We start from the raw sequence: 26741 nt of genomic DNA, 5'->3' as shown, positions 1-26741 counted from the left end.
CCGGGAAAGGACAAGCGGTAGATGTTTCTATCCGGATGCATCATGTCCCGCGCGGTTTTGCCCGGCTGGTGGCTGCAGCGGCGAGCGGGTTTTCCGGCCAGACATGCCGGGGGTAGCGGCCGCGCATGTCGGTGCGCACATCGGCCCAGGAGCCGCGCCAGAAGCCAGGCAGGTCGCGCGTCGTCTGGATCGGCCGGTGCGCCGGCGACAACAGTTCGAGCGTCAGCGGCACGCTGCCGTTGGCGATCGCCGGATGCCGGTCGAGGCCGAACAGTTCCTGCACACGGATCGCCAGCACCGGCCATTCGCCGTCATAGCGGATCGGCACGTGGCTGCCTGAGGGGGCGTCGAAATGGGTCGGCGCCAGCGCGTCGATGCGGCGCTGCAATTCATGCGGCACCAGCGCCATCAGGCCTGATGAAAGCGTGCCGGAACTGATCGCCGCCAAGGACGACGCGCCGGTGAGGAACGGCAGCAGCCAGTCGTCGAGGCGCTCAAGCAGCGCGGCGTCGGAAACATCGGGCCATGGCGCGCCGAGGCCACGATGCAGCCAGCCGAGCCGCTGGCGCAGCGTTTCCGCCTCCTTGCCCCAGTCCAGCAGCGAGAGGCCGTGTTCGCGCAGAGCCTCGAGGATCGCCTGATCCGCGTCGGCGCCCGATGGCGCCGGCAGCATGCGTTCGGCAAGCGTGATGGCGCCGAGCCTGGCGGTTTCGCGCACGCGCACGGCGCGCCGGTCGAGGTCGAAGCTCGTCTCGCGGCGGGTCTCGATCCTGTCGGCGAGTGCCGCACGGATATCGGCCTCGTCGACGGGAGCCGCCGCGCTGATACGGGCGTTCTGCGCCTTGCCCTGCAGGTCGGCGACGACCAGCCATGTCTCGCCCGCCAGCGCATCGGCGGCATCAAGCATGGCGCCCGAACCGTTGGCGAGCACGAAACGGCCGCGCTCGCCGCGCGCTTTGGCGACGCGATCCGGCCAGGCGTGGATGAGCAAGGCGCCGGCAGGCGCCGGCTCGTTGTTCGTCGCACCGCCGGCCTGTTTCGCCAGCCGCTCGGCAAGCTGCCGCGCCGCGACGGCGCGCGGCGACTTCTCCGTGCGAAACCGCATCAGCCGCCGCTCGAGGTCGGCGCCGTCGCCGCCAAGGCCGCGCTCGGTGAGCAGCACGGCGAGCGTCGCCGCCTCGAAGGCGTGGCCGCTCCTTGCGGCTTCGGCGACCATGTGGGCGAGCCGCACCGGCAGCGCCAGCTTGCGCATAGCGCCGCCCGCATCGGTCAGTCGCCCCTCTCCGTCGATGGCGTGCAACGCGCGCAGCAGCGCCCTCGCCTCGTTGAGCGCCGGCGGCGGCGGCGGATCGAGGAAGGAAAGACTTGTCGGATCTGCAACGCCGAAGGCGGCGCAATCGAGCAGCAGGCCGGAGAGATCCGCCTCGAGGATTTCCGGTGGCGTGAAGGCCGGAAGGGCCGCCGTCTGCTCGGCCCGCCACAGCCGGACGGCGACGCCAGCTTGCGTGCGGCCGGCGCGGCCGGCGCGCTGGTCGGCGGAGGCGCGACTGACCCGCACCGTCTCCAGCCGCGTCAGGCCGCTGGCCGGCTCGTAGCGCGGCAGGCGCGAGAGACCGGAATCGATGACGACACGCACGCCGTCGATGGTGATCGAGGTTTCGGCGATCGAGGTCGCCAGCACCACCTTGCGGCGACCCGAGGGCGCCGGCTTGATGGCGGCATCCTGCGCCCTGTTGTCGAGCATGCCGTAGAGCGGCACGATATCGGTGTCGGCGCCGATGCGGTCCTGAAGGCGCTCGGCCGTTCGCTCGATCTCGCGCTGGCCGGGCAGGAAGGCGAGCACGCTGCCGCTCTCCTCGGCGAGTGCGGCGCGGATCGCCCTGGCCATCGCGTCCTCGATCGGAACACCGGCCGGCCGCTCGTCGTAACGGATGTCGACGGGAAAGGCGCGGCCTTGGCTTTCGATCACCGGGGCGCCGGACAGCAATCCGGCGACGCGCGCCCCGTCGAGCGTTGCCGACATCACCAGCAGACGCAGGTCCGGCCGGAGCGCACCCTGCACGTCGAGCGCCAACGCCAGACCGAAATCGCCGTCGAGCGAGCGCTCGTGGAACTCGTCGAAGAGCACCGCCGAAACACCCGGCAGTTCGGGATCGTCGAGGATCATCCGCGACAACACGCCTTCGGTGACGACGAGGATCTTTGTCCGGGCCGAGGTGCGGTTCTCCATGCGCATGGCGTAGCCGACCGTGCCGCCGGGCTCCTCGCCGATCAGCTCGGCCATGCGGCGGGCGGCAGCGCGGGCGGCGAGCCGGCGCGGCTCGAGCAGGACGATCTTGCCTGCACCCAGCCATGGCGCGTCGAGCAGCGCCAGCGGCACCAGCGTCGTCTTGCCGGCGCCGGGCGGCGCCACCAGCACGGCGCTGTTGCGCTTTGCCAGCGCTTCGCCAAGCGCCGGCAGAACGGCGGAGACTGGGAGCTCCGGCAAGGGTTTCATTTTCATCGCGCCCGCATATCAGCGGCTGCGGTCAGCGCGCAACCGGGCCATCCCGGCCGGCTCAAAGGCGGGTCCGCGAAAACGGGTTCCAGCGCACCGTGCCCAGCCTCGCCTCCTCGCGCACCATGGTCAGCAGGCCTGAGCCGCCGACTACGGCGAGGCCGACCAGCGACAGGGCATCGGGATACTCCTGGAAGAACAGCGCGCCGAGGATCACCGCCCAGACGATCTGCGAATAATGCGTCGGCGCGATGCGGTTGGCAGGGGCGTATTTGACTGCAAGCAGTTGCAGCAACTGTCCGCAGGAGGTGAAGGCGCCCGATATGACAAACCATGCAAGCTGCCTGGCGTCGGGCAGCGTGAAGGATGTAGCGGCAGCACCCATGCCGTTGAAGGCCAGGCCGTAGCCGATCAGCACGCCGAGCATGGTCGTGCGCTTTTCCTGCTGCGCCAGCGAGCGCATCAGGATGACGCTGGTGGCGGCGAGGAAGGCAACGCCGAAAGCAGCAAGATGGCCGAGATGCAACTCGCGAAAGCCCGGCCGCACGACCAGCATGACGCCGGCAAAACCGGCGACCACGGCCAGCCAGCGCCAAGGGCCGACCTTCTCTTTGAGGATGACGGTGGAAAGAATGGTGACGCAGAGCGGCGCCAGGAAGATCAGCGCGTAGGCTTCGGCCAGCGGGATGGTGGTGAAGGCATAGACGCTGAGCACGCCCGATGCGATGCCGGCCCAGGCGCGGGCCTGCACCGCCCAGGGCCGCCTGGTGCGCCAGAAGTCGCGCCAGCGTTCGCCGTTCGGCTGGGTGAAGAGCAGGAAACAGCCGGAAAACAGTCGAGAAGAAGCCGATCTCGAAGACGGTGAACTGCCCGCCCAGGCTTTTGACAACGGCGTCGTTGCACGAATAGCTTGCATAGGCGATCAGGGCGAGCAGGATTGCGTTCGGCACGTTGTTCCATTTCCGGGGAGAGTAGAGTGAGAGTACTGGCGCTCGGCGCGCATCCGGACGACATCGAGATATTCATGTTCGGTACGATGGCCGCCTATGCCACGCAAGGCGCGGAACTGACTTTCGCCATAGCCACGGACGGCGCCAAGGGCGGCAGAGGCGATCCGGCAGCGCTTGCCCGCGCGCGTCGCGAGGAGGCGGCAGAAGCGGCTGGGTTGCTCGGCGTCGTGCCGCGCTTCCTCGACTTTCCCGACGGTGCGCTCGTCGCCGACGCCGCCCTGATCACGGCGCTGAAGGCGCTGATCGGCGAGGTGAAGCCTGATCTCGCCATCACCCATGCGCCGAACGACTATCATGGAGACCACCGCGCGCTATCGGATGGAGTGCGAATCGCCGCGTCTTTCGCTGTGCCGGTGCTGCATGCCGACACGCTTGGCGGCACCGGCTTTTCGCCGACGCTTTATGTCGACATTTCCGGTCACGCCGACATCAAGGCGCGGGCGATCCGGGCGCATCGCTCGCAGGACCCAGAGCGCTTCGTCGACGCGGCGCGCACGCAGAACGAATTTCGCGCCGGCCAGTGCAACGGCGCGAAAGGCATGCTCGCCGAAGCGTTCCGCTTCGAGCCGGTGTTCCCCTTCGCCGACATCCGCGCTCTGCTGCCGCCGGCGCCGCCGATCCGGCCGGTGACGGTCAGTACGAAGATCGTCACGTGAGCCGGCTGCCGGTATGCCGGGCGCTCTGACAGCCACGATGCTCCTGGAATTTTCTTAGCCAGCTCAAGGCCTTCGCAAACCATGCTGCAATGCAGCAACGAATTCGCTTGCCTTGTTTAGTAAAAATTGCATCACTAAACAAATTACTAAACATTCGCCGCGCCACCGCGCCGCCATGTTTGGGCCCCTGAGGAGAGGGGTTAGCGGGCTCTTGAAACCGTCATCCGGACGCGTTTCGCAAATGGGAGGAAGGCATGAAATCGACCTTGAAACTGAAGTTGGGTCTGGCCTCGGCGATGCTTGCGTCGACAGCCGTCTCGAATGTCGCGCATGCGGAAGACCTGACGCTTTGCTGGGCAGCCTGGGACCCGGCCAACGCACTTGTGGAACTGTCCAAGGACTTCACCAAGGAAACCGGCATCGGCATGAAGTTCGAGTTCGTGCCGTGGACCAACTACGCCGACCGCTTCCTCAACGAGCTCAATTCGAAGGGCAAGCTGTGCGACCTGATCATCGGCGACAGCCAGTGGATCGGTGGCGCGGCCGAGAACGGCCACTACGTCAAGCTGAACGACTTCTTCGACAAGGAGAAGATCAGCATGGACGACTTCGTGCCGGCGACCGTGGTCGGCTATTCGGAATGGCCGAAGAATTCGCCGAACTACTGGGCGCTGCCGGCCATGGGCGACGTCGTCGGCTGGACCTACCGCAAGGACTGGTTCTCCAAGCCGGAACTGCAGAAGGAATTCAAGGAGAAGTATGGCTGGGATCTCGCCGCTCCGACGACCTTCGACCAGCTGAAGCAGATCGCCGAGTTCTTCCAGAAGCGTGAGATCGACGGCAAGACGGTCTACGGTGCCTCGATCTATACCGAGCGCGGCTCGGAAGGCATCACCATGGGCGCCATGGACGTGCTCTACAGCTTCGGCTTCAAATACGAGAACCCCGACAAGCCCTATGAGATGGACGGCTTCGTCAATTCCGAGAAATCGGTGAAGGGGCTGGAGTTCTACAAGGCGCTCTATGACTGCTGCACGCCGCCCGGCGCCTCGAACAGCTACATGGGCGAAGGCGTCGATGCCTTCAAATCCGGGCAGGTTGCGATGCACATGAACTTCGCCTTCACCTGGCCGGGCCTGCAGAAGGACGAGAATGTGGGTGGCGACAAGATCGGCTACTTCGCCAATCCCAAAGGCCCCGACGGCGAGCAGTTCGCCCAGCTCGGCGGCCAGGGCATTTCTGTTGTCTCCTATTCCGACAAGCAGGAATCGGCGTTGAAATACATCAAGTGGTTCGCCAACAAGGACGTGCAGGCCAAGTGGTGGTCGCTTGGCGGCTTTTCCTGCCTCAACGCGGTCGTGAAAGACCCGAACTTCCCGGCCAGCCAGCCCTATGCGCAGACCTTCCTCGACTCGATGGCCATCGTGAAGGACTTCTGGGCCGAGCCGAGCTACGCGCCGCTGCTGCAGGCCTCGCAGAAGCGCTTCCACGACTATGTCGTCGCCGGTCAGGGTTCGGCCAAGGACGCGCTTGACGGCCTGGTCAAGGACTGGACGCAGGTCTTCCAGGACGACGGCAAAATGTGAACGGCTCCTCCCGAGCTAGACCCGAGCGTCCCGTGCCGCCCTTGGCACGGGACGCAGTTCAGATAAATTCCATTGTCGAGACGTAAAGTGACCGAAGCAGGACTGACCATGCTCAATCGGACTGCGGACAGCGTTGCCCGAGCCACGCCTGAGCCGTTGGCCCGCAAGGTCCGGGGCATCAGCGACAAGGGCCTCGCCTGGCTGTTCATCTCGCCGACGATCCTTTTGCTGCTCGCCATCAACATCTTTCCGCTGTTCTGGGCGATCTACCTGTCCTTCACCAACTACCGGGCCAACCGCCCCAACGAGGTGGTGAAGAACCTCGGTCTTGCCAACTACAGGCGTATCCTCGGCGACCAGGACATCTGGATCGCCATGCAGACGACGGCGCATTTCGTGTTCTGGACCATTCTTTTGCAGACGCTGATCGGCTTCACGCTGGCCTGGCTGATCGACCGCAAATTCCGCGGCCACGCCTTTTGGACGACGATTATCCTGGTGCCGATGATGCTGTCGCCGGCGGTGGTCGGCAATTTCTGGCGCTTCCTCTACGAGCCGCAGATCGGGCTGTTCGCCTACGCCATCTCGTTCGTGTCGGGCATTCCGCCAACGGACATCCAGATGCTCTCCAACGTCTCGCTGGCGCCGTGGTCGATCATCATCGTCGACACCTGGATGTGGACGCCCTACGTGATGCTGATCTGCCTCGCCGGGCTGCGCTCGATCCCCGAATACATCTATGAGGCGGCCGAGGTCGACCGCGCCTCCAACTGGCGGCAGTTCTGGTCGATCACGCTGCCGATGGCCCTGCCCTTCATCATGCTGGCGGTGCTGTTTCGCGGCATCGAGAATTTCAAGATGTTCGACATGGTCAATCTCTTGACCGGCGGCGGACCGGGTTCGACCACCGAGGTCGCCTCGATCACCCTGAAGCGGCAGGCCTTCGAGAGCTGGCGCACCGGCTATTCCTCGGCCTTCGCCATCATCCTGTTCGTCGCGGTGTTCGGGCTGGCCAACATCTACGTCAAGGCGCTGAACAAGGTGAAGCAGAGATGAGCCTGACCACAGCCCATTCCGTCGTCGCACCTTCGGCAAACGCGAAGCTCATCGCCGGCACGATCATCGTGGCCTATGCGCTGATCTCGATCGTGCCGCTGCTGTGGATCTTCGCCACCAGCTTCAAGACGCCGCCCGACTCGATCGCCTATCCGCCTAAGGTCGTGTTCCAGCCGAGCATCGAGGGCTATTGCAATTTGTTCACGACCCGCACGCGGCAGACGCCGGAATACATCAACTCGCTGGGACCGGCGACCGGCTTCTGCGACGAGACGGTGCGCAAGCGCAACATGGTGATCGCCGGCCCGTCGAACTTCCTGCCGCGCTTCGTCAATTCGCTGATCATCGCCTTCGGCTCGACCTTCTGCGCGGTGTTCCTCGGCACGCTGTCGGCCTATGGCTTCTCGCGCTTCAAGGTGCCTTTGGCCGACGACTTGCTGTTCTTCATCCTGTCGACGCGCATGATGCCGCCGATCGCGGTCGCGATCCCGATCTATCTGATGTACCGCGAGCTCGGCCTCTCCGACACCGCACTTGGCATGATCTTGCTCTACACGGCGGTCAACGTGTCGCTCGCGGTATGGCTGCTCAAAGGCTTCATCGACGAGATCCCGCGCGAATATGAGGAAGCGGCGATGATCGACGGTTACACGCGGCTACAGGCCTTCTGGCGCACGGTTTTGCCGCAGGCGACCACCGGCATTGCCGCGACCGCCATCTTCTGCCTGATCTTCGCCTGGAACGAGTATGCGTTCGCAGCGCTCTTGACGTCCGGCACGGCGCAGACCGCGCCGCCCTTCATCCCGACCATCATCGGCGAAGGCGGCCAGGACTGGCCGGCGGTGGCGGCCGGCACGACGATCTTCCTGGTGCCGATCCTGGTCTTCACCATCCTGCTTCGCAAGCAATTGCTGCGCGGCATCACTTTCGGCGCGGTGCGCAAATGAGCCTGACCCAACCGACGAAACGCAAATCGCGCTGGCCGGCCTGGGCCAGGCGCGGGTTTATGGAAAACGTCGCAACAGTGATCATCGCCATCGGCTTCCTGATGCTGTTCCAGCCCTTTGCGCTCTCGCTCTACACCTATTCCTTCATCACCATGCTTTTCGGCACGGCGATGTTCATCGTCGTCTCGAAGTTCCCGGAGTAGACGATGGCCGAGATCCGCGTCCAGAATTTGAGAAAAGCCTTCGGCGATTTCGTCGCCGTGCAGGATTCCAGCTTTGTCGTCGAAGATGGCGAGTTCTTCGTCATGCTCGGGCCGTCGGGCTGCGGCAAGACGACGACATTGCGCATGATCGCCGGGCTGGAATTGCCGACAGGCGGCAACATCCTGCTCGGCGGCGAGGACGTCACCATGCGCCGCGCCCGCGAGCGTGACATCGCCTTCGTCTTCCAGCTGTTCGCGCTCTATCCGCATATGAATGTGCGCAAGAACATCGGCTTTCCGCTACTGGCGCAGGGCATGCCTGCCGTCGAAATCCGCGAACGGGTGGAAGAGACGGCGAAGCTGCTGCGCATCGATCATCTGCTCAACAAATCTGTCTCCGGCCTTGCCGGCGGCGACCGCCAGCGCGTGGCGCTCGGCCGCGCCATCGTGCGCCGGCCGAAATGCTTCCTGATGGACGAGCCGCTGGGGACCCTTGACACTGAATTTCGCGATTTGATGGTCCATGAATTGCGCGAGCTGCACAACCGCATCCACGCCACCACGGTCTATGTCACGCACGACCAGATGGAAGCCATGTCTATGGCCGACAAGATCGCGGTGATGAACCACGGCGTCATCGAGCAGTTCGGCACGCCGCGCGAGATCTACGACCGGCCCGCGACGATGTTCGTCGCCGATTTCATCGGCTCGCCGCCGATGAATTTTTTGAGGTTTGGCGGTGGACTGGCAAAGGGCGCGAAGGAAATCGTCGTGCAAGGCGCCAAGGTGGCGGTGCCGGAGGTGCGCGAGGATATCGCGCCGTCTGACATGGCGCTCGGCATCAGGCCCGAACACATCCGCTTCGACGATGCCTCGAAACTGCGCGGCGCGATCTACGGGACCGAATATCTCGGCACCACGCAGATCGTCGCGGTGGAGACGGCGGACGGCATCATCAAGGCACGGGTGCCGGCCGAAATCCGGCTCGCCGCGGGCGACCATGTCGGCCTTTCGCTGAACAGCGCGCGGTTGTCGCTGTTCGACAAGGGGTCAGGGCGCGCGGTCAGAACCGCGGTTCATGACTCGGCCTCCCAGGGGAGAGCGCAGCATGGCTGACGTGCACATCAGAAACGTGAGCAAGAGCTTCGGCGAGCAGATCGCCGTGAGCGGTCTCGACCTGCATATCGCCGACGGTGAATTCGTCGTGCTGCTCGGGCCGACCGGCGCCGGCAAGACGACGACACTGCGGCTGATCGCCGGGCTGGAGCGGCCGGATGCCGGCACGATCCATATTGGCGGCCACAATGCGACAGCGCTGTCGCCGGCTGAGCGCGACACCGCCTTCGTCTTCCAGCAATATTCGCTCTATCCGCATCTGTCGGTCTACGACAACCTGGCCTTTCCGCTGCGCTCGCCGGCGCGAAAGATGCCGGAAGACCAGATCCGCCGCCGCGTCGAGGACGTGGCGAAGATGGTGCGCATCCACCACAAGCTGAACAACCGCTCGACGAAACTCTCGGGCGGCGAGATGCAACGCGTCGCCATCGGCCGGGCGCTGGTGCGCAGGCCGGCGATCTATCTGATGGACGAGCCGCTGTCGTCGCTCGACGCCAAGCTGCGCGGCGATCTCCGGCTCGAACTGAAGCGCATCCAGGCCGAGCTGGGCGCCACTATGCTCTATGTCACGCACGACCAGATCGAGGCGATGACCATGGCCGACCGCATCGGCATCCTGGCCGATGGCGTGCTGGTGCAGATAGGCACGCCGCGCGCGATCTATTCGGAGCCGGCAAATCTCCATGTCGCGGCACGGCTCGGCCAGCCGGCGATCAACCTGTTGCCTGCCGGGCTGCTGCCCGATGGCGGCGCGCCGGCCGGAACCAGGACCATCGGCGCCCGCACCGAGCATCTTTCGATCGACAAGGCGGCGAATGGCCATGCCGACGGCGTCGTCGACTGGGTCGAGCATCTGGGCGACCAGAACCATCTGCACGTGACGGTCGGGGCCAAAAAACTGGTGACGCTGACCGACCCCGACACGCCGCTGGCGAAAGGCGACAAGGTGACGATCCGCTACCGCGCGCCGCTTTATTTCGGCGCGGACGGGCAGAGGCTGATGTGAGCGGTTCGAAGTGTTCTCCATCCGGGCTCTTGCAACGCCGGATTTCTGATTGACTGACGCGGCACGGGACGGGACGAATTCGATGAAGCACTTTTTCAACCGCAGGGACTCGATCGTCACCGAAGCGCTCGACGGTTTGCTGAGGACGATCGGCGCCGGCGACTTGGCGCGTCTCGACGGTTATCCCGAGATAAAGGTCGTCCTGCGCGCCGACTGGGACAAGACGAAGGTGAGCGTCGTGTCCGGCGGCGGCGCCGGCCATGAACCCTCACATGCCGGCTTTGTCGGCAAGGGCATGCTGACCGCCGCGGTTTCGGGCGAGATCTTCGCTTCGCCGAGCGTCGAAGCGGTGCTGGCGGCCATTCGCGCCGTTACCGGCCCTGCCGGCTGCCTGCTCATCGTCAAGAACTATACGGGCGATCGCCTCAATTTCGGCCTGGCTGCCGAGAAGGCGCGCGCCGAGGGCTTTGGCGTCGAGATGGTGATCGTGGCCGACGACATCGCGCTGCCCGACATCGCCCAGCCGCGCGGTGTCGCCGGCACCTTGTTCGTGCACAAGATCGCCGGGCAGCTGTCGGAGACCGGCCATGATCTGACTGCGGTCGCGGCAGCAGCGCGCGCGGCGGCCGCCGATATCGTTTCACTCGGCATCTCGCTCTCGTCCTGCTCGATCCCCGGTCAGCCGCACGCGGAACGGCTGGGAGCCGGCGATGGCGAGCTCGGTCTCGGCATTCATGGCGAGCCGGGCGTCGAACGCATTGCCGTCCAGAGTGCCGAGAAACTGGTTGCGATCATGGTCGAGCGCATCGCGGCGCGGCTCGATCCCGCAGCCGATTATGCGCTGCTGATCAACAATCTCGGCTCCGTGCCACCGCTCGAGATGGCCCTTGTCGCCAACGTCGTGCTTGCCTCGCCGCTGGCGGCACGGGTGACGCTTACCATCGGGCCAGGGCCGCTGATGACGGCGCTCAACATGAATGGTTTTTCGTTGTCGCTGATCCGGCTCGATGCGGAACGCGAGGCTGCCCTGCGGGCACCGGTGGCGCCGCACGCCTGGATGCCGGCGCGAGCCGTCCGAGCGCCGGCGATCGTGCCGGTGGCAAGTGCTTCTGTCCGGCACACGGCAAGAAAAGCCAGCAAGGACACGCATACCGAGCGGCTTGTCGTCACCATCTGCGAACGGCTGATCTCGCTCGAAGCGACATTGAACGCACTGGATGCCAAGGCCGGCGACGGCGACACCGGCTCGACAGTGGCGACCGGCGCGCGCAGCGTGCTCGAGCGGCTTGGCATCTTGCCGCTCGCCGACCCTGCAGCGACCCTTGGCGAGGTCGGCGATATTCTGAGCAAATCCATGGGCGGCTCCAGCGGGGTCCTGCTGTCGATCTTCTTCACCGCCGCAGCGCAGGCGCTGGAGAGCGGCGTCGGCGTGAGCAAGGCGCTGCTCGCGGGCCTCGACCGGATGACCTTCTACGGCGGCGCCAAGCCGGGCGACCGCACCATGATCGATGCGCTGGAGCCCGCCCTGAAAGCGCTCGACACCGGCGACCTGGAAGACGCTGCAGCTGCGGCGCGGCGGGGTGCCGAGGCCACTGCTGCCATGCGCAAGGCCAAGGCCGGGCGGTCCGCCTATATCGGCGACCAGCTTCATGGCGTGGTCGACCCTGGCGCCCACGCCGTTGCCGAGGTCTTCACCGCCTTGGCGGAGTTGCACGCGACGGCCTGAAGGTGGATGACGATGCTTCGACTGTCAGACAGGGAATCGTCCCACACTGCGCAAAGAGCGGGAACCGGAAGCATGGCTGACATGGCCACGGCAGATCTTTCCAGGCTAATCGAGGCTGCGGCGGACACGATCGCGGCGCATGCCGACGAATTGACCGCGCTCGACCAGGCGATCGGCGACGGCGACCATGGACTGAACATGAAGCGCGGCTTCGAGGCGGTACGCGCCGAGGCCGATGCGTTCGCGGCAAAACCGTTGCCGGAGGCGCTGAAGGCGATCGGCACCAAGCTGGTGATGACCGTCGGCGGCGCTTCCGGCCCGCTGTTCGGCACGCTGTTCATGGCGCTGGGCAAGGAGATTTCGGCCGGGCCGGACCGTGCCACGCTGACGATGGCCTTCGGCAAGGCCATCGAAGCCGTAGCCGCGCGCGGCAAGTCGCAAACCGGACAAAAAACCATGCTCGACGTGCTGCAGCCGGTGCATGAGGCGCTGGCCGAGGAAAAGACAGCCGCCGAGATCGTCGCCGTCGCCGACAGGGCGGCGCAGGCCACGGTGCCTATGAAGGCCTTGCGCGGGCGCGCGTCGTTCCTCGGCGACCGCTCGATCGGCCATATGGACGCCGGCGCCCGCTCGACCGCGCTGCTGGTACGGGCGGTGGCCGAAACAATCGAGAGGCACGCATGAGCAATGTCGGCATCGTCATCGTATCGCATTCGCCGCTGGTCGCCGAAGGCACAGCGGACATGGTGCGCCAGATGGTCGGCGACGAAGTGCCGCTTGCATGGTGCGGTGGAAACGGCCATGGCGGGCTGGGAACCAGCGTCGAAGCCATCATGGGTGCCATCGAAAAGGCCTGGTCGGAGGCAGGCGTGGCCATTCTCGTCGATCTCGGCGGCGCCGAGACCAACTCGGAGATGGCGGTGGAGATGATCGGCGAGCCGCGCGCGCAGAAGATCGTCGTCTGCAACGCACCGATCGTCGAAGGCGCCGTGATGGCGGCGACGGAGGCGTCCGGCGGCGCCTCGCTCAAGGAAGTGGTGGCGACGGCGCATGAATTGTCGCCGGCGTGAACGAACGGGAATTTTGACAGCATGTCCGCATCCGCCGAAGCCACCGTCCTGATCACCCACGAGGTCGGTCTGCACGCGCGCCCTTCGGTGAAGTTCACCAAGCTCGCCAAGACCTTTGCGGCCGAAGTGGAGGTGGCGCTCGCCGCCAACGGGCCGTGGTTCGACGCCAAGAGTATCGTAAAGGTGATGGCGGCCAAGGCGCCGAAGGGCACGTTGCTGCATATCCGGGCCAAAGGGGATGGCGCCGGCGAAGCGGTCGTCGCGCTGGCCGAGCTGGTGCGGCGCGATTTCGACGAGAGCGGGGATCATGCCCGGACCGCTTAGGCTGCAGGGGATTTCGGCCTCGGCCGGCTATGCCGAGGGGCCGCTGTTCCGTCTCGACCGCACCGCCTTGCATTACACCGTCAAGGCGACCGCAGCCGATGAAAAGGCCGCGCTGGAGGCTGCAATCGGCATGGCGACGGGGCGGCTTGGCGCCCTGATCGAGACCGCCGACAGCGAGGCCGCCGGCATCCTCGAATTCCAGATCGCCATGCTGGAGGACGATGCGCTGAGCGGCCCGGCTTTTGCGGCGATTGATGCAGATCAGCCCGCCGATGCGGCATGGCGACGGGCGCTGGATGCCGAGATCGCCGGCTACGAAACATCCGACCAGGATTATTTCCGGGCGCGCGCCGCCGACCTGCGCGACATCAGGGACCAGGTGCTGCGCGCCTTGAGCGAGGACGATGAGAGCGCGGCACCTGCCGGCGCGATCTTCTACGGCGAAGACATCGCGCCGACGCGGTTTCTCGAAACCGACTGGAGTAGCGGCGGCGGCATCGCGCTGAAGGCCGGCAGTGCCGCCAGCCATGTCGCCATGCTGGCACGCTCGCGCGGCGTGCCGATGGTTGTCGGGCTTGGCGCTTCGCCGGCTAATCCCGTTGGCGTTGCCCTGCTCGACGCCGAGCATGGCGGCATCGTGCTGGCGCCGTCAAAGGCGGAGATCGAGGCGTTCCGCCGGTCGTCATCGTCCTTCGCGGCACGCCGCGACAAGGCGGAAACCTATCTGGCACGACCCGCGGTGACGAAGGTCGGCACGGCTGTGCGGGTTCAGGTCAACATCGCCGATCCGTCCGACGTAGACGGCATCGATATCGCGACCTGCGACGGCGTCGGGCTGATGCGCACCGAGTTCCTGTTCGGCAAGACATTGCCAGACGAGGAGACGCAGTACCGTGCCTATCGCAAGGTTCTGGAATGGGCCGGAGAAAAACCGGTCACCATCCGCACCGTCGATGCCGGCGGCGACAAGCCGGTGCCGGGTTTCACGGTCGAGGAAGGCAACCCGTTTCTCGGCCTGCGCGGCATCAGGCTGTCGCTGGCGCGGCCCGAGATCTTGCGGGTGCAAATCCGGGCATTGCTGCGCGCCGGCATCCACGGCAATCTGAAAGTGATGTTTCCGATGATTGCCGTCGCTGACGAATATGCACGCGCCGCAGCCCTGCTCACGGAGGAGCAGACCGGGCTTGCCGCGCGCGGTGTCGCGCACAAAATGCCGCCGCTCGGCATCATGGTCGAGGTGCCGTCGGTGGCGATCGCGCCGGAGGCGTTCGCCGATGTCGCCTTCTTCTCGATCGGCTCGAACGATCTGACGCAATATGTGATGGCTGCGGCCCGCGACAACGCTTCGGTCGCGCACCTGAATTCGGTCCGACATCCGGCCGTGCTCCGGCTGATCGCCTCGGTCGTCGCCTTCGGACGGGAGCGGAAAATACCTGTCAGCCTGTGCGGCGATGCCGGCGGCGACCCGGCATCGATCCCGGCGCTGCTCGAAGCCGGCCTGCGCGACCTCTCGGTGGCGCCTGCCCAACTCGCCATGGCCAAGGCGGCCATCGCAGATGTAACCGTCTAGGCGCCGGCATGGTCGACCAGACGCCTGAACCCGGTCCGGAAGAGGCGATCCGCGCCTACAAGACGATCCTGTCGCATGTCATCGACCAGCGCCCGTCCGGCATGCGCCAGCGCCTCGCCGATGCGCTCGGCAAGCATCGCAGCTTCGTCACCCAGATCTCCAGCCCGGCCTATTCGATCCCGATCCCATCTAAACATTTGCCGGCTATCTTCTCCGTCTGCCATTTCAGCCAGGCCGAGCGCGACCAGTTCCTCGTCGCTTACCACCAGGCGCATCCGGGCAAGATGTCGGTGGCATCGGGTCTGCGCAAGACGCGGCATGTGTCGCTGATCGTTCCCGATTTCGGCGACGACAGGCAGAACGCCGCGCTGGACCGGGCAATCAACGATTTCATCCAGAAGATCACCAGCATCGCCGGCAAGGGCAGCGGCTAATCGCCTTAAGCAAAAGTGTGTCGGGAGGACACCATGAAGAAATTCCTGAATTCGGTAGACACGATGCTGACCGAAAGCCTTGATGGCTTCGTCGCCGCCCATGCCGACATCCTCGTGCTGGGCGAGGAGCACAAATTCGTCCGCCGCAAGGTGCTGAAGCCGGGCAAGGTGGCGCTGATCTCCGGCGGCGGCTCGGGCCACGAGCCGCTGCATGGCGGGCTGGTCGGGCACGGCATGCTCGACGCCGCCTGCCCCGGCCAGGTGTTCACCTCGCCGACGCCGGACCAGATGCTGGCGGCGGCGCAGGCCGTCGACACCGGCGCCGGCTGCCTGTTCATCGTCAAGAACTACGAGGGCGACGTGATGAACTTCGACATGGCGGCCGAGATGTCGGAGGGCGTCATGCAAGTGGTGACCAATGACGATGTCGCGGTCGAGAATTCATCCTACACCACAGGCAGGCGCGGGGTTGCCGGCACGCTGGTGGTCGAGAAGATCCTCGGTGCGGCGGCAGAGCAAGGCATGGCGCTGGAAGCGCTGAAGGCACTGGGCGAGCGCGTCAATGGCGCAACGCGCTCGATGGGCGTGGCCTTGACCAGTTGCACCGTGCCGGCGGCCGGCAAGCCGACCTTCGATATAGGCGACGGCGAGATGGAGTTCGGCGTCGGCATTCATGGCGAGCCCGGCAGGCGGCGCGATGCCTTGAAGAGCGCCGATGCCATCGCCGAGGAGATCTGCACGGCGATCCTGGGCGATCTGGACGGCAGCGCAAAGGGCCCGGCGCTGCTGTTCGTCAACGGCTTCGGCGGCACGCCGCTGATGGAACTCTATTTGATGTACAACAGCGCCCGGGCGATTTTCGAGAAGCACGGGGTGACTGTAACCCGCTCGCTGGTCGGATCCTATGTCACGTCACTCGACATGGCCGGCTGCTCGATCACGCTGACCATGCTCGACGCCGAGACGACCGCATTGTGGGACGCACCCGTGCATACGGCTGCACTGCGCTGGGGAATGTAGCCCGGACACCCGCGGCCTGTCAGGCCGGCGTCAAAATCCTGTGGATCAGATTGTCGGTCCCGAACTGCCGTTGCCCGCCGTGACGCTGGACAATCTGCCGGCCTTGCGCAGCACCGGCGCCACATATTTCTTCTTGGTCATCCGAATAGCCTCCGATTTTGCGCCAAGAATGGAGGATAACCCTTCGCCAAGTCAATTCTGGCGCCAGGTTTGGTGCCGCCGCACTGGTTTCCGTGGTGCTTTTCTGCAACCATATTCGCAACATTGTCTTCCAATGCGCAAAACGCCGACCCAGGTTGATGCTGCCACCACTTGCGCCCGCTGATGAAAATCTGCTGCTGAACTATGCGGATCCGGAGGCTCGAACGGCCGAGGTTCCGACAGCTAAAACTTTGTTGGCCCTGCTGGCCAATGCCGAATTCCACGGCGTGCTGCCGATCATGCTGCGCAAACTGCAGGAGCGCAGCGACGCGCATCTGCCTCGGGATGCCGGCGTGCAGGAGACGCTATCCGATCTGCGCCAGAAGTCGACGTTGGTCACCGGGCAGTCGATGCTGCTGCAATACCATGGCGACCGCATCATGAAGGCGCTCGCCGCGGACAAGATTCCGGCGCGGATCGTCAAGGGTCCGGCCTTTGCACGAAAGCTGTACCGCAATGTCGCCGATCGCCCCTTTACCGACATCGACATCCTGGTGGAGCCGGCCCGTCTCGACGACGCCAACCGGGTGATAGCAGCATCCGGTTTCCGGCTGTGCAGCGGCGAAGCCCAGTCGCAAGATCTGCAGGAGTTCAAATGGCTGGAGAAGGAGAATTCGAGCCTGCTGATCGAGCTGCATGGCAATCTGGTGCATGATTCCGGCATGCGGCGGCGGCTGTCGCTGGGGTTCAAGGAATTGCGCGCGATCGACGGCGACGAGGCCGACACGCCGGCCGCCCTGCTCACCATCGCAATTGTCCACGCCTCCGGCGGACATAAATTCCACCGGCTGCAGCTTTGCGTGGACGTGCTGCAAGGCGTGCGGGCGCTGCAAACGCCCGATGCGGAAGCGCGCCTGCTGGAGGCGGCGCGCATGACCGGCATCGAGCTTGAACTGGCGACCGTGCTCGATGTGACCGGCCGGCTGTTCGACGAGCCCCGCGGGCTCGAACTCGCCAACCGGATCAGGCCCGATCTCGGCATTCGGCTCGCCAGATGGCTGATCACCCGGGATACGCTGCTCGGCGTCAATTCGAGGAACAGGATGCGTTCGCGCCTGCGGCGCGATGCCTTCCGCTGGGTCCAGAGATTGGCGAAGCCAAGGCCATATCGTGCCTGATCCCGGAACAGGCCCGGTCGTCCTGCCGTCAGTCGGCCAACGCCGAGCGGATCAAGGACGCCGCATCGGCCGGCTGTGCGCCCACCTCCAGCGCAAAGGTCGGAACTGTCGAGACCAGCCGGGCGATCGTCGCCAGCCGGCGCTTCTGCAGCGGCAGCAGGCCGGTCATGCCGGTCCTGACATTGTCGGCGGCCAGCGCCACCATGGCGTCGGTCCTGGCCATGGCAACGAGCCGGGTCTGGCCATCGGCCGAACGCGCTAGATGAAGGAGTGCTGCGACCGGCCGGGCACCGGGGCCTTCGACGCGGATGATCTTGCCGAGGTGCTCGAGCGAAACGGCCTGTTCGCCATTGCGGTCCCAGGAGGGACCGAGGCAGGGCGAAACGAGCGGGACCAGCTCGGCCGTCTTGCGGTGGATCTTCACATGGCGCGGCAGGCCCCAGGCGACGGCCTTGTCCGACGCCACGTTCAGGATCATGGCATCGTCGGAGCAGAGGCCGAAGCCCTGCGAAGCCAGAGCGAGCGACGTCGTCGTCTTGCCGGTGCCGCTGGGCGCATGGACGAGAACCAGGGCATCGCTATCCGGCAGCGTCAGCCCGGCCGTGTGCAGCATATGCTGGCCGCCGGCATCGAGCGCGGCATCGAGCACCAGCATCCAGAGCGTCCAGGCGATCTTCGTATCCGGGCGGACGCGGATTTCGGCCCAACGCTCGCCGGCATGGATCGAGACCGTGTGGCGGCCGGGGAAGATCAGATGGACGATCTCACTGGCGTCGACCATGCGGCAGTGGCCGTCCTCGGGCACCTCGCCGTCGAAGGCGAGTGTCCCGGCCGGCGTCTCGGGCAGTGAAAGCGTCTCGACGACGCTGACGCGAAAATCCGGCTCTACCGTGCCGGTGATGCGCAAGGTGCCGAGCATGCGGTCCAACTCCCGCCACAGCTCGGCGCGTTCGGCCGAGATGCCGATGACCTGTCCGTCAAGGGCATAGCAGGTATCTGCGGCCGAGCCGCTCAAGCGGTTTTGCCCTCGGCGTGGTGACGATAGATCTCCACCATTCCGGGCAGGCTGTCGCTGACCACCGGCCGGCCGTCGAGGCAGACCCAGCAATGCGCCGACATGCGTGGCGCATGCATCGACTTCGGGTCGACGCCGAAGCGCAGATCCGGGTCGAAGCCGGCAAGGCGCAGGAAGCGATGCGCCAGCAGGCCTTCCCTGAGACACCTGCGGTCGCGCATCAGCCAGGGATGCCTGACCGTGCGGTTGACGCTGGCGACGATGTAGGCGGAGGGCAGGCCGAGATAAGGGGTCGGCGCGCTGAGCGGCGCCCATTTCAGCACGGTCTCGAAATCGCGTTGGCCGATCAGCACCGGCATCAGCCGCGCGCTGGCCCATAGATGGGCGCGAAACAGCGCGCGCAAGAACGGGCCGTCTGCCATCACGCCCCCGGATCGGCGAGGATACCTTCCGTCACCAATTCGGCGGCCAGGGCCGCCATGTCCTGGTCGAGCATATCCTTGTCGACCTCGAACTCGTCGGACAGCAGATCGACGATCTGGTCGAGGCTGCGCGCGCCGTCGACCTTGTCGAGAAAGGCTTCGGTGGTGCCGTTGCAGGTAAAGAGTTGGCCGCTGCGCGCCAGAAGCACCACGGCGCCGTCGCCGACATGCTGTACCGAGGCGTCGTCCGCCAGCCGCAGAACCATTTCAGAGGCGATTTCGACCATGGGCCCTCCCCAGACCATGTACGTTAGCTGGAGAGCAATTAGCGCGGCAGCGCGGTGCTGTCTATCGTCGGGCTGCTTCTATCGCTGAAGCGGCCTTCTTGCGTCGGCTACCTGCTGACAGCCGTGGCCACCAATTTCGACAGTTTCTCGCGCTTGCTCAACACAGGCTTTTCGTAAGTTTTCTTCACTGGAACCCCCGAATTTCGTCGAAGATTGTACGTGCCGATCAGCGGCGGCCTTTGTCAAGCCGGCGAACCGATTCTGCCGGAGAGTTGCTTTTGTTCCCCTAGGTAAGCTAAAAAGTCGCCGGGGCTTAGGGGAGTAGTTAGTATGCGTTACAATTGGGAACGGGCGCCGACGGCGTTCGAACGTCATCGGAAAGCCCTGGCGGCGGCGATATTGATAGCCGGCGGCGTCGGCCTGATGCTGGCGGCATTACCGCTCTAACAGCTGATATCATCGACCGACACGAACGCGCTTCGGGCGCCAGAGGGTTGGTGGGTGGCCGCCAGGCCGGGGCCGGCTCGACGCGCCTGGCCGGTCACGGCGATGAAGTGGCGGTCGCGTCCTTCAAAGCCCTGGCTGAAACGCTGCACGTCAAGCACGGCCGGCTTGCCGTCGGGCTATCACCCAAGCATCAGCTGCTGAGCCGACGTCCTTGGCTGCGGCATCGCGATCCCCAAAGCCATGGTGCCGGATATCCGCGCCCAAGGCGAGAGCAGGCATCGACGAAATTCCGGGAAGACATGGTTTCGAAAAACGGCATAGGCTAATGCAAGACGGCAAATTTTCCTGGAGGAAGTTGGATGGCGTCACGCTACCATGAAGTCTACGAAGGCTGGAAACGCGACCCGGAACTGTTCTGGGCCGAGGCGGCCAAAGCGATCGACTGGTATTCGCCCCCCGACAGTGTCTTCGATGCGCAAGCCGGCGTTTACGGCCGCTGGTTCACCGGTGCCTCCTGCAACACCTGCTTCAACGCCGTCGACCGTCACGTCGCAGGCGGCCGCGCCGACCAGATCGCGCTGATCCACGATAGCGCGATCACCGGCACGGTCAGGAAGTTCACCTATGCCGAACTGAAGCGCGAGGTGGTCGCGCTGACTTCGGTGCTCAAGAACCGTGGCGTCGGCAAGGGCGACCGCGTCATCATCTACATGCCGATGGTGCCGGAAGCGGCCTTCGCCATGCTTGCCTGCGCGCGCCTCGGCGCCGTGCATTCGGTGGTCTTCGGCGGCTTCGCCTCGCACGAGCTTGCCACCCGCATCGACGACGCCAGGCCGAAGCTGATTATTTCCGCTTCCTGCGGCCTGGAGCCTGGACGCACCGTCGCCTACAAGCCGCTGCTCGACACTGCCATCGAGCTTTCCAAACACAAGCCGGACGCCTGCCTGATCCTGCAGCGCGACCAGTTGCGCTGTGAATTGAAAGACCATTACGACATCGACTATGCCGACGCCGTTGCCCGCGAGCGCGCCGCCGGCGCCAATGTCGATTGCGTCCCGGTGCTGGCCACGGATCCGCTCTACATCATCTACACGTCAGGCACGACCGGCCAGCCGAAGGGCATCGTGCGCGACAATGGCGGCCACATGGTCGCGCTGAAATGGACGATGGAAAACGAGTTCGGCGTCAGGCCGGGCGAGGTGTTCTGGGCGGCATCCGATGTCGGCTGGGTGGTCGGCCATTCCTACATCGTCTACGGCCCGCTGCTGCATGGCTGCACCAGCATCCTGTTCGAGGGCAAACCGATCGGCACGCCGGATGCCGGCACATATTGGCGGGTTATCGCCGAGCACGGAGTCGTCGCGCTGTTCACCGCGCCGACCGCCTTCCGCGCCATCAAGGGGCAAGACCCCAAGGGCGAATTCGTGCCGAAATTCGATCTGTCGAAATTCCGCACGCTGTTCCTCGCCGGCGAGCGTGCCGACCCGGAAACCATCAAATGGGCGGAGCAGAAACTGAACGTGCCGGTGATCGACCATTGGTGGCAGACCGAAACCGGCTCGCCGATGACCATCAATCCGGCCGGGCTCGGGCTGCTGCCGGTGAAATACGGCTCGCCCGGTGTGCCGATGCCCGGCTACGACATCCGCGTGCTCGACGATGCCGGCCATGAAGTGCCGCGCGGCACGCTGGGCAATGTCGTGGTCAAGCTGCCGCTGCCGGCTGGCTGCCTGCCAACGCTGTGGAATGCCGACGCCCGGTTCCGGCAGGCCTATCTCGAAGAATTCCCCGGCTTCTATAAGACGGCCGACGCCGGCATGATGGACGAGGACGGCTATCTGTTCGTCATGGCTCGCACCGACGACATCATCAACGTCGCCGGCCACCGGCTGTCGACCGGCGCCATGGAAGAGGTGCTTTCAGCGCATCCGGACGTTGCCGAATGCGCCGTCATCGGCATCGCCGATCAGATGAAGGGCCAGGTTCCGCTCGGGTTTGTCGTTTTGAATGCGGGCGTCACGCGCGACACCGGCGCCATCGAAAGCGAGGTCGTCTCCCTGGTGCGTGAACGGATTGGTCCGGTCGCCGCCTTCAAGACGGTGGTGACGATCAAGCGCCTGCCCAAGACGCGGTCCGGCAAGATCCTGCGCGGCACGATGCAGAAGATCGCCGACAAGGAAGAATGGACCATGCCGGCGACCATCGACGACCCCGTCATCCTTGACGAGATCACCGCGGCGCTGAAGGGACGCGGGATAGGGGTTTAGCGCAACGTCCGCCTCCTGTTGGCGACAGCAAAGCCGGCAAAGGCAAACCGCCCTCAGAGCAAGACCGGTGGGAGGCGAACGCGGATTCGCCGCCGCGTCCAATCTCTTCTTGTGCAATGCAGCAATTCACCCTAGAGTCCCTATGGGGGGCCACCGATGAGACGGCATGGCTCAGCAAAAGACTACATTTGGCGGCGTCGACATCTTGCGGTTTCTCGCTGCTGTCCTCGTAATGTTCTACCACTACGGCTACTGGGTTTGGGCATTCCCCGGCGGTGTTTCGGCACGCGCCAGCGGCGGCATCCCGCCGCATCCTGAAATGGATTTTCTGGGCTCCGGCTGGGTCGGCGTGCAGGTGTTCTTCGTCATCAGCGGCTTCGTCATCGCCTTCAGCGCCGAGAATTCGACCCCACTGCGGTTCTTCGAGGCAAGGGTGAAGCGCCTGGCGCCGGCGGCGTGGGTGTGTGCCCCCATCACCGCGGCGGTGTTGCTTCTGGTCGACCTCAGCTGGCCGACGGATGCGGTGATACGGCTCGTTCGCACCGGCCTGTTCGTTCCGTTCGATCCCTGGGTCGACAGCGTCTACTGGACCCTCGGCATCGAAATCGCTTTCTATGCCGTGGTCTGGACCTTGCTGCGGCTCGGGCGCTTCCACCTGATGGAAACCGTGGCCATCGTGATCGGGCTGATCAGCACATTCTTCTGGTGCCTCTATTATCCCCTCGATTTGTCCGATCTCGCCGAGACGCGGTGGCTCCAGCTTGCACTGGTCCATCATGGCTGCTTCTTCGCCGTCGGCGTGATGCTGTGGCTGATGCGGTTCAAGGCGGTGACGAGGGCCCGGCTCGGTTTCTCAGCGCTGTTCCTGGTCGGCGGCGTGCTGCAGATCGCAAGCTCGGTCGACGTGCACAGCATCAAGGTCGAAGCGACGATGCCCTATGCGCCGCCGATCGTCATGTTCCTTGCCGCCACGGGGCTGATGGCGTGGTCGCTGCGGCTCAACCTGTCCTGGCGCGGCTGGCGTCGGATCGGGCTGATGACTTACCCGCTCTATCTCATCCATGACGTCGTCGGTGCTGCCATGCTCGGCGCCTTGGTCCGCGCCGGCGTGCCGTACCTGCTTTCGATCGCTACTGTCGGCGCAACCATGATCGCCGCGAGTTGGCTGGTGGCGATAGAGGCCGAGCCGCGAATTAGGCTTCTGCTCGACCAAACCGTGTTCCGCTACCGGCTCAAGGCGGCATAAACGCCGCTCCAGCACTTATTTACCAAGACAGGGACTGCTCCTCACCGGTATGGAATTTCCGGCGCCAAGCATGGTATCGAGGCTTCATGCGTGCCCGTGTGACATGCTCCCTAACGCCAAAAGACCTGTGCGAGCACCGAGCCTCAATCCGTGAGCCTGTTCCAGCGATCGAGAAAGCCGCGCGCCGCGCCGCGCGAACGGCTGCAGATGGATATGCAGGATACGATCGTCTACGCGATCGGCGACGTGCATGGGTGCTACAACGAACTGCGTTCGCTGGAGCAGAAGATCGTTCTCGATGCGCTGCCCTTCCGCGGGCGCAAGATCATCATCATGCTCGGCGACTATGTCGATCGCGGGCCGCAGTCCAAACGCGTGCTCGATCATCTCACGGCGCCGCCACCCAGGGGCTTCCTGCGCGTCTGCCTGGCGGGAAACCACGAGGTGGCGATGCTGAACTATCTCGACGGCTATCTTCCGCGAGAACCCTGGCTGGCGGAGGGCGGCCTGGAAACGCTGTTTTCCTACGGGATCGATGCGCGGCATCTCGCCAATCTCTACAGTTCGAGCGAAGCGGTCGACCGGCGTATCCGCGAGGTCATTCCCGCCAGCCATGTCAGCTTCATGCGCGCGCTGCCGGTGATGGTCTGCTCGAGGAAATTCGTCTTCGTCCATGCCGGCATCAGGCCCGGCATCGATCTCGCCGATCAGGACGAAGACGACCTGCTCAGCATCCGCTCCGACTTCTTCGACAGCGTCCATCTGCTCGACCGATGGGTGGTGCACGGGCATACGATCGTGGACGTGCCCAGGCTCGACGGGCACCGGCTCGGCATCGACACCGGCGCCTTTCAGAGCGGACGGCTGACCGCCGTCAGGATAGCCGGCAAGTACGGCAAGCTGATATTTTCCTAGAGCGTTTCAGCTTTTCATAGAACCGCCGACCCGCTCTAAGTATTTGTTTTTACGCAATTCCGGACGGAAACCCTAGGCAGCCCTGCGCGTTTCCGACTTGTCCAGATAGTAGGTCGAGTATTTGTCGAAGAACTTCTCGGAACCGCCGAGCGATCCGTATTTGGCGAGCTTCTTCAGATCGACCTTGTTCAGCACCGCGCCAACGATCTTGTTGGCGACGTATGGCTCGGATTCCAGCAGCGAGCGCACCACCGCGCGCGGCGTGCGGCCCCATTCGGTGACAAGCACGAAACCGTCGACCAGCGGGGCAAAGGCCTTGGCGTCGACCACGGGGCCGAGCGGCGGCAGATCGACGACGACGTATTCGAACGTCTCCTTGGCGTTCTCGATGAAGCGCCGCATGCCGGCCGAGGAGAGAAGCTCGCTGGTGTGCGAGAACTGGCCGCGCAGGACGGCGGGAATGATCGCCAGCTTCGTCTGCCGGTCGACCTTGCCGACCGACTGCCAGGTCTTGCCGTTGACGACAGCCTCCATCAGCCCCTGCTCGGCTTCCATGCCAAGGCTGCGGCTGAGGCCGGGGTTGCGCAAATCGCCGTCAATGAGCAGCGTCTTGGCGCCATTGGCGGCAAGCAATCCCGCCAGATTGGCCGCGACCGTCGACTTGCCCTCACCGGGCAGCAGCGAGATCACGCCGATGACCTTGCTGCCTTGCCCTTCCATGACGACGTCGAAGGCGATCTTGGCGTTGCGCAGCGTTTCGGCGAACATCGAGGCGGGAGCGTCGATGCTGACCCGCATGCGCGCCCGTTTCTCGGCGGCGGACAGGCTGGCGGTCTTGGCATCGGCCTGGACATCGTCCGGCTTGGCGTCCTTGCCGGGTTTGCCGCCGCCGATCGTCGGCAGATAGCCGAGGAATTTGAGGCCGACGCGATCGCGAATGTCCTCGCCGGTTCTGAAGAACCGTTCGTTGAACTCGTTCAGGCCACCAAATCCGGCCCCCAGCAGCACGCCAAGCACGAGCGTAAGCGCCAGCACCTTGGATGTGCGCGGGCCCGCGGCCGACAGCGGCATTGTCGCATCGGAGATGATGCGGACCTTGCCCACCGGGAAGGATTGCTGCTGCGAGGCTTCCTCATAGCGGCTGAGGAATGTCTGATAGAGCGTGGTGAGCGCCGTCGCCTGCTGGTCGAGATCGCGCAGCTTGACCTGCGACTGGTTGTCGATGGAGCTCTTGCCGGCGGCGGTTGCGATCTTCTCCCTGAGCGCGGTCTCGCGCGCCTGCGCCACCTGATAGTCGTTGCGATAGCTTTCGGTCAGTTGCTTCAGCTGTCCGAAGATCTGCGCCGACACATCGGCCTTTTCCTTGGCAAGTGCTACCGCCTGGGGGTGATCCTTGCCGAAATTGGCCTCGACATCCTGCAGCCGCTTGGCGACGGTCAGATAGCGGGTTTTGAGCGTTGCAATGACCGAGCTGGCCGGCTGGTCGCTCGAGATGGCGGAGTCCTGGAAAGCATTGTCCGTGCCACTGTCCACGATGGTCTTGTACTGCTGGTAGCGGGCGCTGGCGCGTGCCGTGTCGGCCTGCGCGACGATGAGCTGGCTGTTCAGGTCGGACAGTTGCTTGTCGCTGATCAGCTGGCCGTCGCTGCCCGCGGACAGCCCGTGCTCGGCCCTGAACATCTCGACCGCCAGGGCGGCCTTCTGCGAGCTTTCGCGAAGCTCGGTCAGCCGGCCCTGCAGCCAGACCGCCGCGCGCTCGGTGGCGTCGAAGCTCGCATTGAGCTGGTCAGCGAGATAGGCCTCGGAATAGGCCTTGGTGATTGCGGTCGCGAGCGCCGGGTCCGTCGACTGATAGCCAAGGTCGATCACATAGCTGCGGCCGTTGCGCTGCGCCAACACCTCGCTCTGCAGCTTGAGGATCGCGTAGTCGCGGCGCGCAGTGGCCATCATGGCCTCACGCGTCGCGGCGTCGACATTTTCGAGACCAGGGATATCCGGGCCCGAACTGCCGCGGAAATAGCCAACCAGCCCGCGCACGAAGCCGATGCCCTTCGCCAAGGCAGACGTCGGAGGATTCATGAACTCTTCGTTCTGGTCGAGCTTCAGCTTGTCGACGACCACCGAGGCCAGCCGCGCCGAGGTGAGGATCTCGATCTGGCTGAGCAGGGAGGCATCGGTCTGCATGGTGGCCGACGCCGCCGAGATGTCGTCGACGACCTTGTTCAGGCCTTCGTCGATCAGCACACTGGCAACCGAGATATACTGCTTGGGCGTGGTCTGCAGATAAAGCACGCCCATGAATAGACCGATGATCGCGCACACGGCCACCACCTTGGCCTGCCGGGCAGCCATGCCGAGCAGGCGCTCGATGTCGATGAAGTCTTCACCCTTTTCCGCGTCCGTACCGGGCAAAGGCACCCTCTTGTCGAGAGGAAAGTTGGCATAATTCATCGTCGGTCCAATTCCAGGTTGCAGGCGCTAACGGCCTTCGAAGATTGGCGTCGTCACCAGAAAAGACCACGCAACATTCATGCCAGAAGGCGCTTGGCCGGACCGGCCAAGCGCGGCGGCGTATGTCACGCCATCATCGATACGCACATAC

24 protein-coding genes and 1 pseudogene are annotated in these 26741 nt (G+C 64.8%); 18 read left to right on the top strand and 7 right to left on the bottom strand.

Annotated elements, in window-relative coordinates:
- Positions 1–40 precede the first annotated feature (40 nt).
- Together hrpB and D3227_RS02075 are read right to left on the bottom strand one after the other, a co-directional pair.
- A complete protein-coding gene (gene hrpB, locus D3227_RS02080; RefSeq protein ID WP_120012006.1) occupies positions 41–2503 on the bottom strand; it encodes an ATP-dependent helicase HrpB in 2463 nt (820 codons plus the stop codon).
- Between the two features lie 55 nt (positions 2504–2558).
- Positions 2559–3447, bottom strand: a pseudogene (locus D3227_RS02075) (DMT family transporter).
- Between the two features lie 26 nt (positions 3448–3473).
- On the opposite strand from D3227_RS02075, the gene D3227_RS02070 reads away from it, so the two are divergent.
- The 14 genes from D3227_RS02070 (at position 3474) to dhaK (ending at position 16221) form a co-directional block, all read left to right on the top strand.
- The gene (locus D3227_RS02070; protein ID WP_120012005.1) at positions 3474–4163 is read left to right on the top strand and encodes a PIG-L deacetylase family protein; all 690 of its coding nucleotides are present in this window, start codon (positions 3474–3476) and stop codon (positions 4161–4163) included.
- A gap of 254 nt (positions 4164–4417) precedes the next feature.
- Entirely contained in the window at positions 4418–5749 is a 1332-nt protein-coding gene (locus D3227_RS02065; protein ID WP_120012004.1) for an ABC transporter substrate-binding protein, read from the top strand.
- 108 nt (positions 5750–5857) lie between these two features.
- On the top strand, positions 5858–6805 hold the full coding sequence (locus D3227_RS02060; RefSeq protein ID WP_120012232.1) for a carbohydrate ABC transporter permease: 948 nt from the start codon (positions 5858–5860) through the stop codon (positions 6803–6805).
- A complete protein-coding gene (locus D3227_RS02055; protein WP_120012003.1) occupies positions 6802–7752 on the top strand; it encodes a carbohydrate ABC transporter permease in 951 nt (316 codons plus the stop codon). The genes D3227_RS02060 and D3227_RS02055 overlap by 4 nt, the downstream gene beginning before the upstream one ends.
- The gene (locus D3227_RS02050) at positions 7749–7955 is read left to right on the top strand and encodes a hypothetical protein (protein WP_120012002.1); all 207 of its coding nucleotides are present in this window, start codon (positions 7749–7751) and stop codon (positions 7953–7955) included. Before D3227_RS02055 ends, D3227_RS02050 begins: the two co-directional genes overlap by 4 nt.
- A gap of 3 nt (positions 7956–7958) precedes the next feature.
- A complete protein-coding gene (locus D3227_RS02045) occupies positions 7959–9071 on the top strand; it encodes an ABC transporter ATP-binding protein (RefSeq protein WP_120012001.1) in 1113 nt (370 codons plus the stop codon).
- Positions 9064–10077: an ABC transporter ATP-binding protein gene (locus D3227_RS02040; RefSeq protein WP_120012000.1), complete on the top strand. Its 1014-nt coding sequence runs from the start codon at positions 9064–9066 to the stop codon at positions 10075–10077. The genes D3227_RS02045 and D3227_RS02040 overlap by 8 nt, the downstream gene beginning before the upstream one ends.
- 82 nt (positions 10078–10159) lie before the next feature.
- Positions 10160–11803, top strand: coding sequence for a dihydroxyacetone kinase subunit DhaK (locus tag D3227_RS02035; protein ID WP_120011999.1), 1644 nt, complete (start codon positions 10160–10162; stop codon positions 11801–11803).
- 81 nt (positions 11804–11884) lie between these two features.
- Positions 11885–12487, top strand: coding sequence for a dihydroxyacetone kinase subunit DhaL (dhaL, locus tag D3227_RS02030; RefSeq protein ID WP_120012230.1), 603 nt, complete (start codon positions 11885–11887; stop codon positions 12485–12487).
- On the top strand, positions 12484–12873 hold the full coding sequence (gene dhaM / locus D3227_RS02025) for a dihydroxyacetone kinase phosphoryl donor subunit DhaM (RefSeq protein WP_120011998.1): 390 nt from the start codon (positions 12484–12486) through the stop codon (positions 12871–12873). Before dhaL ends, dhaM begins: the two co-directional genes overlap by 4 nt.
- Before the next feature lie 21 nt (positions 12874–12894).
- Positions 12895–13197, top strand: coding sequence for an HPr family phosphocarrier protein (locus D3227_RS02020; protein WP_120011997.1), 303 nt, complete (start codon positions 12895–12897; stop codon positions 13195–13197).
- Positions 13181–14767, top strand: a complete 1587-nt coding sequence (gene ptsP, locus D3227_RS02015) for a phosphoenolpyruvate--protein phosphotransferase (RefSeq protein ID WP_120011996.1) — start codon at positions 13181–13183, stop codon at positions 14765–14767. The genes D3227_RS02020 and ptsP overlap by 17 nt, the downstream gene beginning before the upstream one ends.
- Before the next feature lie 8 nt (positions 14768–14775).
- On the top strand, positions 14776–15201 hold the full coding sequence (locus D3227_RS02010) for a hypothetical protein (RefSeq protein ID WP_120011995.1): 426 nt from the start codon (positions 14776–14778) through the stop codon (positions 15199–15201).
- A 33-nt stretch (positions 15202–15234) separates the two neighbouring features.
- Positions 15235–16221 (top strand): dihydroxyacetone kinase subunit DhaK, encoded by a 987-nt coding sequence (dhaK, locus tag D3227_RS02005; RefSeq protein WP_120011994.1) that lies wholly within the window; start codon positions 15235–15237, stop codon positions 16219–16221.
- A gap of 45 nt (positions 16222–16266) precedes the next feature.
- On the opposite strand, the gene D3227_RS02000 is transcribed toward dhaK, so the two are convergent.
- A complete protein-coding gene (locus tag D3227_RS02000; protein WP_120011993.1) occupies positions 16267–16362 on the bottom strand; it encodes a lasso RiPP family leader peptide-containing protein in 96 nt (31 codons plus the stop codon).
- 158 nt (positions 16363–16520) lie between these two features.
- Between D3227_RS02000 and D3227_RS01995 the strand changes: the two genes are divergently transcribed.
- The gene (locus tag D3227_RS01995) at positions 16521–17540 is read left to right on the top strand and encodes a nucleotidyltransferase family protein (protein ID WP_120011992.1); all 1020 of its coding nucleotides are present in this window, start codon (positions 16521–16523) and stop codon (positions 17538–17540) included.
- A gap of 28 nt (positions 17541–17568) precedes the next feature.
- On the opposite strand, the gene D3227_RS01990 is transcribed toward D3227_RS01995, so the two are convergent.
- Genes D3227_RS01990 through D3227_RS01980 form a run of 3 tightly spaced genes read right to left on the bottom strand, consistent with a single transcriptional unit; the run spans position 17569 to position 19264 of the window.
- Positions 17569–18555: a phosphoenolpyruvate carboxykinase (ATP) gene (locus tag D3227_RS01990; protein WP_120011991.1), complete on the bottom strand. Its 987-nt coding sequence runs from the start codon at positions 18553–18555 to the stop codon at positions 17569–17571.
- Positions 18552–18977, bottom strand: coding sequence for a lasso peptide biosynthesis B2 protein (locus D3227_RS01985; protein WP_120011990.1), 426 nt, complete (start codon positions 18975–18977; stop codon positions 18552–18554). Before D3227_RS01985 ends, D3227_RS01990 begins: the two co-directional genes overlap by 4 nt.
- Complete coding sequence (locus tag D3227_RS01980; RefSeq protein ID WP_120011989.1) at positions 18977–19264, bottom strand: PqqD family protein; 288 nt, start codon at positions 19262–19264, stop codon at positions 18977–18979. Before D3227_RS01980 ends, D3227_RS01985 begins: the two co-directional genes overlap by 1 nt.
- 806 nt (positions 19265–20070) lie before the next feature.
- Between D3227_RS01980 and D3227_RS01975 the strand changes: the two genes are divergently transcribed.
- The 3 genes from D3227_RS01975 to D3227_RS01965 all read left to right on the top strand — a co-directional run bounded on the left by D3227_RS01975 (position 20071) and on the right by D3227_RS01965 (position 24139).
- The gene (locus D3227_RS01975; protein WP_120011988.1) at positions 20071–21978 is read left to right on the top strand and encodes a propionyl-CoA synthetase; all 1908 of its coding nucleotides are present in this window, start codon (positions 20071–20073) and stop codon (positions 21976–21978) included.
- Between the two features lie 166 nt (positions 21979–22144).
- Complete coding sequence (locus D3227_RS01970; RefSeq protein WP_120011987.1) at positions 22145–23224, top strand: acyltransferase family protein; 1080 nt, start codon at positions 22145–22147, stop codon at positions 23222–23224.
- A gap of 150 nt (positions 23225–23374) precedes the next feature.
- Complete coding sequence (locus tag D3227_RS01965; RefSeq protein WP_120011986.1) at positions 23375–24139, top strand: metallophosphoesterase family protein; 765 nt, start codon at positions 23375–23377, stop codon at positions 24137–24139.
- 72 nt (positions 24140–24211) lie between these two features.
- On the opposite strand, the gene D3227_RS01960 is transcribed toward D3227_RS01965, so the two are convergent.
- A complete protein-coding gene (locus tag D3227_RS01960) occupies positions 24212–26590 on the bottom strand; it encodes a polysaccharide biosynthesis tyrosine autokinase (protein ID WP_120011985.1) in 2379 nt (792 codons plus the stop codon).
- Positions 26591–26741: the final 151 nt, after the last annotated feature.

This window comes from Mesorhizobium waimense (assembly GCF_003601975.1).
GTDB lineage: Bacteria > Pseudomonadota > Alphaproteobacteria > Rhizobiales > Rhizobiaceae > Mesorhizobium > Mesorhizobium waimense.
Note: the sequence above shows the minus strand (reverse complement) of the source record. Positions and strands in the feature narration are given on the sequence as shown.

What these genes read in the sequence shown, in the direction of transcription:
- hrpB (WP_120012006.1), bottom strand. Translation starts at nt 2,503, where the DNA reads ATGAAAATGAAACCCTTGCCGGAGCTCCCAGTCTCCGCCGTTCTGCCG.
- D3227_RS02065 (WP_120012004.1), top strand. Translation starts at nt 4,418, where the DNA reads ATGAAATCGACCTTGAAACTGAAGTTGGGTCTGGCCTCGGCGATGCTT.
- D3227_RS02060 (WP_120012232.1), top strand. Translation starts at nt 5,858, where the DNA reads ATGCTCAATCGGACTGCGGACAGCGTTGCCCGAGCCACGCCTGAGCCG.
- D3227_RS02055 (WP_120012003.1), top strand. Translation starts at nt 6,802, where the DNA reads ATGAGCCTGACCACAGCCCATTCCGTCGTCGCACCTTCGGCAAACGCG.
- D3227_RS02050 (WP_120012002.1), top strand. Translation starts at nt 7,749, where the DNA reads ATGAGCCTGACCCAACCGACGAAACGCAAATCGCGCTGGCCGGCCTGG.
- D3227_RS02045 (WP_120012001.1), top strand. Translation starts at nt 7,959, where the DNA reads ATGGCCGAGATCCGCGTCCAGAATTTGAGAAAAGCCTTCGGCGATTTC.
- D3227_RS02040 (WP_120012000.1), top strand. Translation starts at nt 9,064, where the DNA reads ATGGCTGACGTGCACATCAGAAACGTGAGCAAGAGCTTCGGCGAGCAG.
- D3227_RS02035 (WP_120011999.1), top strand. Translation starts at nt 10,160, where the DNA reads ATGAAGCACTTTTTCAACCGCAGGGACTCGATCGTCACCGAAGCGCTC.
- dhaL (WP_120012230.1), top strand. Translation starts at nt 11,885, where the DNA reads ATGGCCACGGCAGATCTTTCCAGGCTAATCGAGGCTGCGGCGGACACG.
- dhaM (WP_120011998.1), top strand. Translation starts at nt 12,484, where the DNA reads ATGAGCAATGTCGGCATCGTCATCGTATCGCATTCGCCGCTGGTCGCC.
- D3227_RS02020 (WP_120011997.1), top strand. Translation starts at nt 12,895, where the DNA reads ATGTCCGCATCCGCCGAAGCCACCGTCCTGATCACCCACGAGGTCGGT.
- ptsP (WP_120011996.1), top strand. Translation starts at nt 13,181, where the DNA reads ATGCCCGGACCGCTTAGGCTGCAGGGGATTTCGGCCTCGGCCGGCTAT.
- D3227_RS02010 (WP_120011995.1), top strand. Translation starts at nt 14,776, where the DNA reads ATGGTCGACCAGACGCCTGAACCCGGTCCGGAAGAGGCGATCCGCGCC.
- dhaK (WP_120011994.1), top strand. Translation starts at nt 15,235, where the DNA reads ATGAAGAAATTCCTGAATTCGGTAGACACGATGCTGACCGAAAGCCTT.
- D3227_RS02000 (WP_120011993.1), bottom strand. Translation starts at nt 16,362, where the DNA reads ATGACCAAGAAGAAATATGTGGCGCCGGTGCTGCGCAAGGCCGGCAGA.
- D3227_RS01995 (WP_120011992.1), top strand. Translation starts at nt 16,521, where the DNA reads ATGCTGCCACCACTTGCGCCCGCTGATGAAAATCTGCTGCTGAACTAT.
- D3227_RS01985 (WP_120011990.1), bottom strand. Translation starts at nt 18,977, where the DNA reads ATGGCAGACGGCCCGTTCTTGCGCGCGCTGTTTCGCGCCCATCTATGG.
- D3227_RS01980 (WP_120011989.1), bottom strand. Translation starts at nt 19,264, where the DNA reads ATGGTCGAAATCGCCTCTGAAATGGTTCTGCGGCTGGCGGACGACGCC.
- D3227_RS01975 (WP_120011988.1), top strand. Translation starts at nt 20,071, where the DNA reads ATGGCGTCACGCTACCATGAAGTCTACGAAGGCTGGAAACGCGACCCG.
- D3227_RS01970 (WP_120011987.1), top strand. Translation starts at nt 22,145, where the DNA reads ATGGCTCAGCAAAAGACTACATTTGGCGGCGTCGACATCTTGCGGTTT.
- D3227_RS01960 (WP_120011985.1), bottom strand. Translation starts at nt 26,590, where the DNA reads ATGAATTATGCCAACTTTCCTCTCGACAAGAGGGTGCCTTTGCCCGGT.